Genomic DNA, 7,938 nt, shown 5'->3' with positions numbered 1-7,938 from the left:
CCCCTGTAAGCCGATGGATCCATTCATTCGCTTGCCCTTGACTCATACCAAACAAGTAGCCGTGAACTTCCTGCGTCGGGTATATCCGGAAGTACACCAAGATAAAGAGTAACTTGTCTTCTAGTTGTTTCAGATGGGCTTTGCGACCTGCTCCGTAGGCACGCTTGCGCCCTGAACGCTTGAACGTCTCTGAGACAAAACGCTCCCAAGCCACACTGAAACTCGGCAGCAATGCCTCAAACTCAGATGGGTTGAAACCCGTTAAGCTGCGAAGCGTACGAGGTTTATTTTTCAGAGTTGCATATTGCATTCTCATCTGACCTAACCTGAGGGGGGATACGAGCAGTTATTCTAGCAAATGACCTTATTTCCGATTAAGTCTAATAGTGTGAAGCTGTAGTCTGTGGAGTTAGGGGAGTGTCTGAAAACGCTTGAAAGTCATCATGCGATGGTCGTGTCAGTGGTGTATAACCCGGATGGAAAAACGCTGGCCTCAGGCAGTTTTGACAATAGTATCAAACTGTGGTCTGTAGAGTTAGGGGAGTGTCTGAAAACGCTCGAAGGCCATCAATTGACTATCTTGTCATTGACGTATAGTCCAGATGGGAAAACGTTAGCCTCGAGCAGTGAGGACAGGACAATTCGATTGTGGGATGTGGCAACGGGTGAATGTTTGCTGATCATCAAAGACGACCTGTGTGTTGATCTTGATATTACCGGGACAATTGGACTAACTGAGGCCCAACGCACCGCCCTCAAACTGATGGGAGCCATTGATCGCGATGCCCCGGACGACATCGAGTAAGTGTTTCTTCCCACCTCATCAACAAAAACTGCTTCAGAGAAGGCTGTCAGGCTGTCAGGGTAAACGTTTATTGATGCAGTCAAAACATTAAAGCTTACACAACAAACGGATCTTGATACAGCTTGCCGTGGAAGCCCGACACGATAAATGAATCTTGATACAGCTTGTCGTGTCGGCTTGACACAATACATGGATCTTGATACAGCTTGTCGTGTCGGCCCGACCAGGAAGACGTTTGTCGATATCGTCTTATTGGTTAAGGCATTTGTCTAGGGGCTCGACTTGATCGGTTTCCTGGTTGGCGTTGCTCAGAGCAAGTTTGGGAGTAACGGGTACGTGGAATCTCTGTCTTGAGATTGTATTTTGGGATGATTTTTTTCTGGAGGCAATAGAGTTTGGGAGTTTTCTCCCTTTTAGAAGATACTGCTGGCTAATTCAATGTTTAGGGATCAGGATTTTATCAGATCCAAAAATGTTATCTGCAGAGGCGTTCCATGGAACACCTGTAGGGTAAAAGATAGGACCTAATTGAATCCTCATTCCTTAGCAATATTGTCGATGAGGCAACCGTTGTCCAGGCCCCCTAAATCCCCCAATCCTGGGGGACTTTGAGTTCCCACTCTCCTACAAGTCTTTTGAGGGAATAGTTTCTGAAGCCCCCCAGGATTGGGGGTTTGAGGGCTTCCAGGAGGCTTGTTATCTCACAAAATAGTTCGCACACTTAAAGAGAACAGATCCTAGAAATAACATCAGTAAAATAACCTCTCTTCATAGAAATGTAACCGTCCCATATAATCGTTGGCTTCGACTCCGCTCAGCCAACTTCCCCAGTCAGCACGCTCTAGCCCCTCTGGGGCGGCAATGCCAACGACTCCGCTCAGGGGCCGCTTACGTAGAAATTATGTTGTCAATTGCTCCTTACCCCAAAAACCACGTAGCCCGATTGTTCAGCTGCTATAAAAAATCCCCACAATTACCTAGAGCCTCACGTCAAAAAATGCACATACTAAGCCTGTTCCACACAGTGGAACGTGCAGTCTACAAAACAAAACCACAATGGCCCGACCCAAACGCAGCTCTCGCACCCTTGACAAAGCCCAGCGCCGCCTCGCCGGTATGCTATCCATTAACACCAAACTCGAACTCAGCAACGGACTCACCGTCCAAACCTACGGCAACAATATCGACGACCTGCGTCAAAAGATTAGCGCCTACAATACAGCCCTATCAAATCTAGATGCTCTCCATAACCAAATGCTAGAAGCCGAACGCGAACTAGCTGCTTACTCTGAACAAATGTTGTTGGGTTTGGCCGTCAAATTTGGCAAAGACAGCGACGAATACGAAATGGCCGGTGGCGTTAAAAAGAGCGATCGCAAACGCCCCAATCGTCGTACCACCGTTGCCGTTTAGCTTGAAATCAATATGACCGGGGGAGTTCAGCCCCCCTGGCATTCAGCCTTACACCAACAACATGGCCGCCGCCGTCAACGACCAGTCAGTAAACGTCGGAGATACGATTATCTCATCCTCAACAAAAATAGCTTCCTCATAGCCCTCTGCCGTTAACGACAATACCGTTACCTGTTGTTTTACCGGGTCCACAATCCAATATTCCGGAATCCCCCGCCATTCATACTGATTACGCTTATCAACATAATCTCGCCGATGATTTTCTGCTCCAGGACTGACCACCTCCACCACCAACATTGGCGGATGCATGTCTAGAGTAATCGCTGCCTGTCCCAGCTCCCTCATCAGCTCAGGATGCTCTGGTTGCAAGACTGTCAGATCAGGATATCGATTTTTAGGTTGACCTGGCATGGCTAACGCTAAGCCTTGTAAGCGGATCTGACGCATACCAATCAACTCCTTGAGAGCTTCATAGAGCTTCATGGCTCGGTAAAGATTGTCATCTGACTCTGGTGGCATTGCAATCAGTTCCCCATTAGTCAGCTCATAGTAGGCCTCTGTACCATCGGTATACGCGAGGTAGTCATCAAAGGTTTGGAGTTTAAGTTTGGCCTGTACCATCGCAACGGATCTCCTGGCGGCTGCATTAATTTTACGCTAGTCGCTTTTATAACTGCCAGGCTAAGAATCCAGCCACCTGACTCGCCAACGTCGTCGGGTCAAAGGGTTTTGTAATCACCCCCGATGCTCCCGCTTCATATAATCGTCGACGGTCGGAGGCCTGAGCTTTGGCGGTAAGGAAAATAATCGGTACTCTGGCGGTGACCGGATTTTGCTTTAAAGCAGCAATGGTGGCTAACCCATCCATTCCTGGCATCGCTACATCTAACAAAATCGCATCCGGTGGGTTTGCGATCGCAGCTTCCAACCCTGCCTCACCCGAATTCGCCGTCATAATTTGCCAGTCAGTATTTAGAGTCAGGCCAATTTTGGCAACAGTTTGAATATCCGTCTCATCATCGATCAATAAAATCTGTCGGCAAGTCATGATGGCACATCTTGAATCGGCGTCTTAGGTAACGTAAAACAAAATGTACTGCCCTGACCATGAATACTAGTCACCCAGATTCGACCCTCATGGTGTTGCACAATTTCACGACAGATCGCCAGACCTAGGCCAGTGCCACCATGTTTGCGAGTATCCGACGCATCCACCTGCTGAAACCGCTCAAAAATAGTCTCCAGCTTATCTTCAGGAATCCCCCGACCATGGTCAATTACCTTAAACAATACCTGGTGAGGCTGTTCTACGGCCCTGAGCAATACCGTTTCCCCACCGGGAGAAAATTTAATCGCATTGCTCAACAGATTGGTCAGCGTCTGTTCAATATGATCTGGGTCCGCATAAATATAAGCATCAGTCGGCGCGATCTCGACCTTGACCCCATGGGTCTGGGCCATGGGCATCATCGCCTGAGCCGCCTGCTCTAGTAAATCAGCCACCTGACAGCGCACCTTGATCATTTTGATCCGACCGGACTCGATCCGCTCTAAATCGAGTACATCATTGATCAACCGAGTTAGCCGCTCCGTATTTTTTAGGGCAATTTCTAATAGCTCCTGCCCCTGGGGAACCAGCTGCCCCAGCTGTCCGGTAGTCAATAGCTTGAGTGCCCCATGGATTGATGTGAGCGGCGTCCGCAACTCGTGGCTAACCACCGAAACAAATTCATTTTTTAGTTGGTCGGTCGCCTTGTGGGCGCTAATATCCTGGGTCAGGGCAAAGCAACCACAGACTTTACCATTTTGAATATCGGGCTGATAGCTAACGCTAACCCAGTGATACGGACGATCCATATCGGGGAATTCCGCTTCAAAAGCAACGCTCTGACCGGCCAGGGCCTGTTGTAAATAGGGCTGAATAGTATTGTAAATGTCTGGCCCCAGGGCCTTTTCCAACGACTGTCCTTCCAGGGATTTGTAGGGCACCCCTAACCAGGCTTCATAGGCATAATTATTAAACCGATAGTGTTCATTGGCATCGATATAGGCAATCAGCACCGGCAGTGCATTGGTGGTGGTCCGCAGCTGTTCTTCACTGCGCCGAATCGCAGCTTCTGCCTGTAGCCGTTCGGTCACATCCTGGAGCATGACCGTAAACCACAGACCTTCTCTGGTTTTACTTTTAGAAATGGATGCCTCGGCCGGAAAAATCTCGCCATTTTTACGCCGACCGTGTACCTGACCTCGGTGTTCTCCCATGCGGCGGGCGGGGACAGACGATTTGCTAAATTTGTTAACATGCTGATGGTGAACCATCCGCGCCGTTTCTGGCAATAGCAAATCCAAGGGTTGACCAACGGCTTCGGCGGCGGTGTAACCAAATATATTTTCAGCCGCCTGGTTATAGAGCCGAATCTGTTGTTGCTGATCAATGCAGATAATTGCTTCCCCAGCCAGGTCAAAAATATTGGCCAGGGTCTGCTGGTTGGTCAGCAGGGCAAATTCGGTTTGAATGCGTTCGTTGAGGACATTGACCGTATTCAGCAGTGATTTTGAAAATTCCCGTTCCTGGCGTAATGATTGTTCGGCCTGCCGTTGTTCGGTGATATCGGTCGCCGCTGCATAGATTACATTGTCATGGGTACGGGCATTCCAGACTAAATGACGATAGCCGCCGTTGGCACAGCGATAGCGATTTTCAAAGCTAACCGGGCTGGTTTGCTGCGTGAGCTGTGCGATCGCATCCTGACTCTCTTGCCGATCGTCTGGATGCACCAAGTCAACAAATGGCTGCGCGATTAACGTCGCCACATCATAGCCAAGCAGCTTAGCAGCCTGAGGCATAATCCGCTTAAAGCAGCCATCAAAATCAAGGATGCAGAGCAAGCCTGGAGTGATCGCCAAAAATAGCTCTAAGTCTTGCTCAATCAATGATGGATTAACTTGCTCCTGCTCAGAGCCAACCATAGGCAAAGCTCACTACCCTAAATTGAAAATCCAATACAGCCGTTCGTCAAATCTATGGATAACGGTAACAGATCCTCATCTTTTAGAAACCCACAGAGCAGCAAGGTAGCAGCAGCCACCCTGGGCTGTTTTATCCGAGTGGTCCTAGGGTCAGTATTTGTACCCTAGCTCAGAGCTTGACAGGGTTTTACAGACCATGAGAAAAGCTAGCAGTTATAGCCCACGGACACGATTTATTTCTTTGAGAAAAGCCTATTGACAGCCTCAATCCTCACATTTTCTTCAGATTCTTCCCGTAGGTTAGAAATGTTAGGAGGCAAGGTAAATGCAATATCTCTACAGCTTTGCAAATGTGAGTCTGATCCTCAGGGTGATGGACCGCGTATCTCAGATGGTTCATCTATCGTTAGAATCCCTGACGGTGATCTATTTAGTGGATCGCTGGGTGATGCGTTTAAAGCTGAGCAATCCCCTGGACATAGATGCAGAGGAAGATTTAATCGCTTTTCTGAAGGAAAATGGCATGCCCCATGAGCCATCAATGCAGTTACGGCATACGCTCAGAGCCCTGGACCAGGGACAGACACCCACCCAGGTAATGAACGAATATCAAGTGGTAGTCGTGTCCCACGGAGCCCCCGATCCCAATGAGCTCCATGAGTTTTGCACTCGCTTTGTCGAAGGGTTAGGCTACTATCCGCCCAGTCTGGTATAAGACAGGTCGTCAGCATACTGTCTTATGGACTTCTATGGTCTATCTATGGGCGGTTGATTTGATTCAGAATGCGCACAGCCAGCTCAGAGGTGGCGACGGACTTATTAATAAAGTCATCGGCCCCAAAGCGAAAGGCTCGACCTCGGGTAGTTTCGGCTTCATGTACGGTAAGAAATACAATTGGCAAATTCCGCCAGCGTGGATCGGCCCGCAGTAGCTGACAAATTTCAAACCCGCTCATCTCTGGCATCGTTACATCCAGCACCAGGGCATCGGGGTTAACCGTTGCCAGGGTGTCCCAAAGCTGTTTGCCGTTGGTCAGGGGAGTCACGTCAAAATTCCAAGGGGTCAGACTTACCTGTAATAGTTTTAGAATCTGCGGATCGTCATCCACAATGACAATTTTGGCGGCGGTGGTGGTGGACCGCATCACCTCTAAGGCCTCTGTAATCAGCTGATGAGGCGGACTGGTGCGGTCTAATAGCTGACTTGCACCTTTTTGCACTAACTGCAACCGGACGGCGGTAGGTAGCGTGGGCAACAGCAGTAGAAACGGCCCGCGAAATTGTTTAGTAAAACTGGAAATATCCTTCAGGAGCTGGTCCGGCAGCTGGTCCGATGATTCATTAGTTTGGGTTGAGGCGAGCAGATCACAAATAACGATTTGGGGTTTAATCTGTTGCAATAACCGCTGGGCGTGGATCAGGGTATTGGCCTGACGCACCTGTAGGGATTGTTGCGTGGCCGCCAGGCTAAGTTGTTCTACTAGCTTGCCATCGGGGCTAATCACCAATAGCAAAGGAGCCCCGGCTGTTACGGTTTCAGTCGCGTCTTCCACTGACGTTTCATTGATCTCATGGCGTAGCTGTTGGACCAATTGATGAAACTGGGCGGCTGGAATATCGGTGGATGGTGTGATTTGTAATAACTTTTCTAGTCGCTGGGCCAGGGTGGAACCCATGGGAAAACCAAAACTCCCTAGAGCACCCACTAGCTTGTGGGCTGTCATTTGGCTGGTTTGATACAGTTCGCGTCCCAGGGTACCTTGTTCGATTGCGATCGCAGCTCGTTCCAATACCTCCACCCGTTCCTGCATTACCCCCTGATATTTCTTCCAGGCTTGCTCTACCGCCACGGTTGTCGTTGACCGAGGGGTTACTGGCTCTGGCACCTCACTAACATTTAGCCGATACCCCAACCCATAGACTGTTTTAATTAAATTCTTAGGAGCCCCCACCATACTCAACTTTTGTCGGAGCCCCTTAATATGAGTCCGTACCGCATCTTCACTCGGTGGATTTTCAAAGGCCCACAAATCATCAATGATGGCATCCAGGCTATAAACCCGATTGGGTCGGCGTAAAAACAACTCCAGCAGCGCAAATTCCTTAGGCGTCAGATGGACTGGTTCACCGTTGTAGTTGGTTTCACAGGTACTTGGGTCCAGGTTAATCCCCCCCAGCTGCAGCACTGTAGGCAGCCCCACCTGCTCCCGTCGCAGCAGCGCTCGAATCCGAGCGCCCAACTCATCTAAATCAAAGGGTTTAACCACATAGTCATCAGCCCCTGCATCCAACGCCTTCACCTTATGGGCAGGCGTGTTAGTCGCCGATAACATCAGAATCGGTTGCTCGTAACCGTTGCCACGAAAGGCCTTACAAAATTCAATCCCACTACCATCAGGCAGGTTAAGATCGAGCACCACCAGGTCATAGCTAAACATATCCAGGTATCCCTGGGCACTTTCACCACCCGTGGCAATATCTACCGCATAGCGCTGATGAATCAAGTGATTGGCCAGCGTGTCCATCAACACTTCATCATCGTCTACCAACAATATGCGCATCGCACCGAGATAGAGTACTTTCTTTTCTTTGCTTCAGAAGCCCTACTTATCTATGTAAGTCGGAAACCCTTGTACTTTAACAACATTTTATAAAAATTATTTACCTTAAGGAGAGTAAATGACTCTATTAGTTTTACTAAACCCTATTTACCCACATACTATCTGGAATTTTCTAGAATAGAGATGACG

At 49.0% G+C, this 7,938-nt stretch carries 8 protein-coding genes; 3 read left to right on the top strand and 5 right to left on the bottom strand.

The genetic code is table 11. The features are described from left to right. Window positions 1–310: helix-turn-helix domain-containing protein (locus N836_RS52475; RefSeq protein WP_023072853.1), on the bottom strand; the 310-nt coding region annotated here is incomplete at its 3' end. 93 nt (window positions 311–403) lie between these two features. Between N836_RS52475 and N836_RS52470 the strand changes: the two genes are divergently transcribed. Both N836_RS52470 and N836_RS52465 read left to right on the top strand, forming a co-directional pair. Beyond that, window positions 404–805 (top strand): WD40 repeat domain-containing protein, encoded by a 402-nt coding sequence (locus tag N836_RS52470; RefSeq protein WP_071789051.1) that lies wholly within the window; start codon window positions 404–406, stop codon window positions 803–805. A 1,056-nt stretch (window positions 806–1,861) separates the two neighbouring features. After that, window positions 1,862–2,218 (top strand): hypothetical protein, encoded by a 357-nt coding sequence (locus N836_RS52465; RefSeq protein WP_023072851.1) that lies wholly within the window; start codon window positions 1,862–1,864, stop codon window positions 2,216–2,218. A 48-nt stretch (window positions 2,219–2,266) separates the two neighbouring features. On the opposite strand, the gene N836_RS52460 is transcribed toward N836_RS52465, so the two are convergent. The 3 genes from N836_RS52460 to N836_RS73325 are packed head-to-tail and all read right to left on the bottom strand — an operon-like array spanning window position 2,267 to window position 5,188. Beyond that, window positions 2,267–2,839 carry a Uma2 family endonuclease gene (locus N836_RS52460; RefSeq protein WP_023072850.1) on the bottom strand — a complete coding sequence of 191 codons (573 nt, stop codon included), beginning with the start codon at window positions 2,837–2,839 and terminating at the stop codon, window positions 2,267–2,269. 46 nt (window positions 2,840–2,885) lie between these two features. Further along, window positions 2,886–3,266 carry a response regulator gene (locus N836_RS52455; RefSeq protein ID WP_023072849.1) on the bottom strand — a complete coding sequence of 127 codons (381 nt, stop codon included), beginning with the start codon at window positions 3,264–3,266 and terminating at the stop codon, window positions 2,886–2,888. Then, window positions 3,263–5,188 (bottom strand): PAS domain-containing sensor histidine kinase, encoded by a 1,926-nt coding sequence (locus tag N836_RS73325; RefSeq protein WP_023072848.1) that lies wholly within the window; start codon window positions 5,186–5,188, stop codon window positions 3,263–3,265. The genes N836_RS52455 and N836_RS73325 overlap by 4 nt, the downstream gene beginning before the upstream one ends. A 325-nt stretch (window positions 5,189–5,513) precedes the next feature. On the opposite strand from N836_RS73325, the gene N836_RS52450 reads away from it, so the two are divergent. After that, window positions 5,514–5,903 carry a hypothetical protein gene (locus N836_RS52450; protein ID WP_023072847.1) on the top strand — a complete coding sequence of 130 codons (390 nt, stop codon included), beginning with the start codon at window positions 5,514–5,516 and terminating at the stop codon, window positions 5,901–5,903. A 43-nt stretch (window positions 5,904–5,946) separates the two neighbouring features. On the opposite strand, the gene N836_RS52445 is transcribed toward N836_RS52450, so the two are convergent. Beyond that, window positions 5,947–7,749 carry a response regulator gene (locus N836_RS52445; protein WP_023072846.1) on the bottom strand — a complete coding sequence of 601 codons (1,803 nt, stop codon included), beginning with the start codon at window positions 7,747–7,749 and terminating at the stop codon, window positions 5,947–5,949. Window positions 7,750–7,938: the final 189 nt, after the last annotated feature.

The sequence above is a fragment of the Leptolyngbya sp. Heron Island J genome (genome assembly GCF_000482245.1).
In the GTDB taxonomy this organism is placed as follows: domain Bacteria; phylum Cyanobacteriota; class Cyanobacteriia; order Phormidesmidales; family Phormidesmidaceae; genus Leptothoe.
Note: the sequence above shows the minus strand (reverse complement) of the source record. Positions and strands in the feature narration are given on the sequence as shown.

Coding starts and splice junctions, on each gene's coding strand:
- N836_RS52455 (WP_023072849.1), bottom strand. CDS start 3,266: ATGACTTGCCGACAGATTTTATTGATCGATGATGAGACGGATATTCAA.
- N836_RS52460 (WP_023072850.1), bottom strand. CDS start 2,839: ATGGTACAGGCCAAACTTAAACTCCAAACCTTTGATGACTACCTCGCG.
- N836_RS52465 (WP_023072851.1), top strand. CDS start 1,862: ATGGCCCGACCCAAACGCAGCTCTCGCACCCTTGACAAAGCCCAGCGC.
- N836_RS52445 (WP_023072846.1), bottom strand. CDS start 7,749: ATGCGCATATTGTTGGTAGACGATGATGAAGTGTTGATGGACACGCTG.
- N836_RS73325 (WP_023072848.1), bottom strand. CDS start 5,188: ATGGTTGGCTCTGAGCAGGAGCAAGTTAATCCATCATTGATTGAGCAA.
- N836_RS52450 (WP_023072847.1), top strand. CDS start 5,514: ATGCAATATCTCTACAGCTTTGCAAATGTGAGTCTGATCCTCAGGGTG.